This is a genomic window from Shewanella sp. 11B5 (genome assembly GCF_002836795.1).
Classification (GTDB): Bacteria; Pseudomonadota; Gammaproteobacteria; order Enterobacterales; family Shewanellaceae; genus Shewanella; species Shewanella frigidimarina.
The window spans coordinates 1-1,430 of the sequence record NZ_PJAP01000053.1; the positions used below are offsets into that span (position 1 = coordinate 1).

At 48.5% G+C, this 1,430-nt stretch carries 1 protein-coding gene; it reads left to right on the forward strand.

Features of this window, described 5'->3' with window-relative positions; all coding sequences use genetic code 11:
* Positions 1–1,430: biotin/lipoyl-containing protein (locus CXF78_RS00445; RefSeq protein ID WP_102035680.1), on the forward strand; the 1,430-nt coding region annotated here is incomplete at both ends.

Here is a 1,430-nt window from a genome sequence, read left to right on the forward strand (position 1 = left end):
TCCAGCACCTTTTGCTGGTACGTTAGCAGAATTAAAAATCGCTGTCGGTGATACCGTTTCTGAAGGTACCTTAATTGCGATGATGAGTGCAGCTAACGCTGCACCGGCTAAAGTAGAAGCTGCTGCGCCAGCACCTAAAGCTGAAGCGCCAGTGGCACAAGCTGCAGCTCCTGCACCAGTGACGCCTGTTGCCGCACCAAGTGTTGGTAGCTCGGAAGTCATTGAAGTTAAAGTACCTGATATCGGCGGCGACACAGATGTGTCTGTCATCGAAGTATTGGTTGCTGTTGGCGATAGCATTGACGTTGATACGGGTTTAATTACCTTAGAAACTGACAAAGCAACAATGGATGTACCGTCACCTAAAGCAGGTGTGGTTAAATCAGTGACAGTGGCCGTTGGCGACAAAGTGTCTGAAGGTTCATTGGTTATCACGCTAGAAGTAGCCGGTTCAGCACCTGTTGCATCTGCGCCACAAGCTGCCGCTCCGGTAGCACAAGCAGCTCAGGCACCAGCAGCACCAGCCGCAACGACAACTCAAGTACAAGAAATTCATGTGCCTGATATTGGCGACGCCAATGATGTTGATATTATCGAAGTGCTGGTTGCTGTTGGTGATGAAATCACTGCAGATCAAGGGTTAATTACCCTTGAAACAGACAAAGCGACAATGGAAGTACCAGCACCATTTGCCGGTAAACTTGTGTCGTTAACGGTTAAAGTGGGCGATAAAGTGTCTCAAGGTAGCTTAATTGCGACCATTGAAACCACTAGCTCAGCACCAGTGGCACAAGCTGCACCGACTCAAGCAGAGCCTGCTGCAGCGGCAGCCGCACCAACTATGGCTGCCAATCGTCCATCAACTCCACCAGTGCCGTTTCACCCAAGTGCTGCTGTTACTGCGTCAACCGGCGTTGTTCATGCATCGCCTGCGGTACGTCGCTTAGCGCGTGAGTTTGGTGTTGATTTAACCAAGGTTTCTGGTACTGGCCGTAAAGCGCGTATTTTGAAAGACGACGTGCAAGCATTTGTGAAATACGAATTATCACGCCCTAAAGCAACTGCTGCTACCGCGGTTTCTGGTGGTGCTGGTGGCTTAAACGTAATTGCAGCGCCTAAAGTTGATTTCAGTAAGTTTGGTGAAGTGGAAGAAATACCACTAAGCCGTATCCAGAAAATATCTGGTCCTAACTTACATCGCAACTGGGTAACCATTCCACATGTTACTCAGTTTGATGAAGCTGATATCACTGAGATGGAAGCATTCCGTAAGCAGCAGAACGACCTTGCTGCGAAGAAGAAAGCGGATTACAAGATCACTCCATTAGTGTTCATGATGAAAGCCGTCGCCAAAGCATTAGCTGAGTTCCCAGTATTTAACTCTAGTTTGAGTGCTGATGGTGAGTCGCTTATTCAGAAGAAGTACTTCC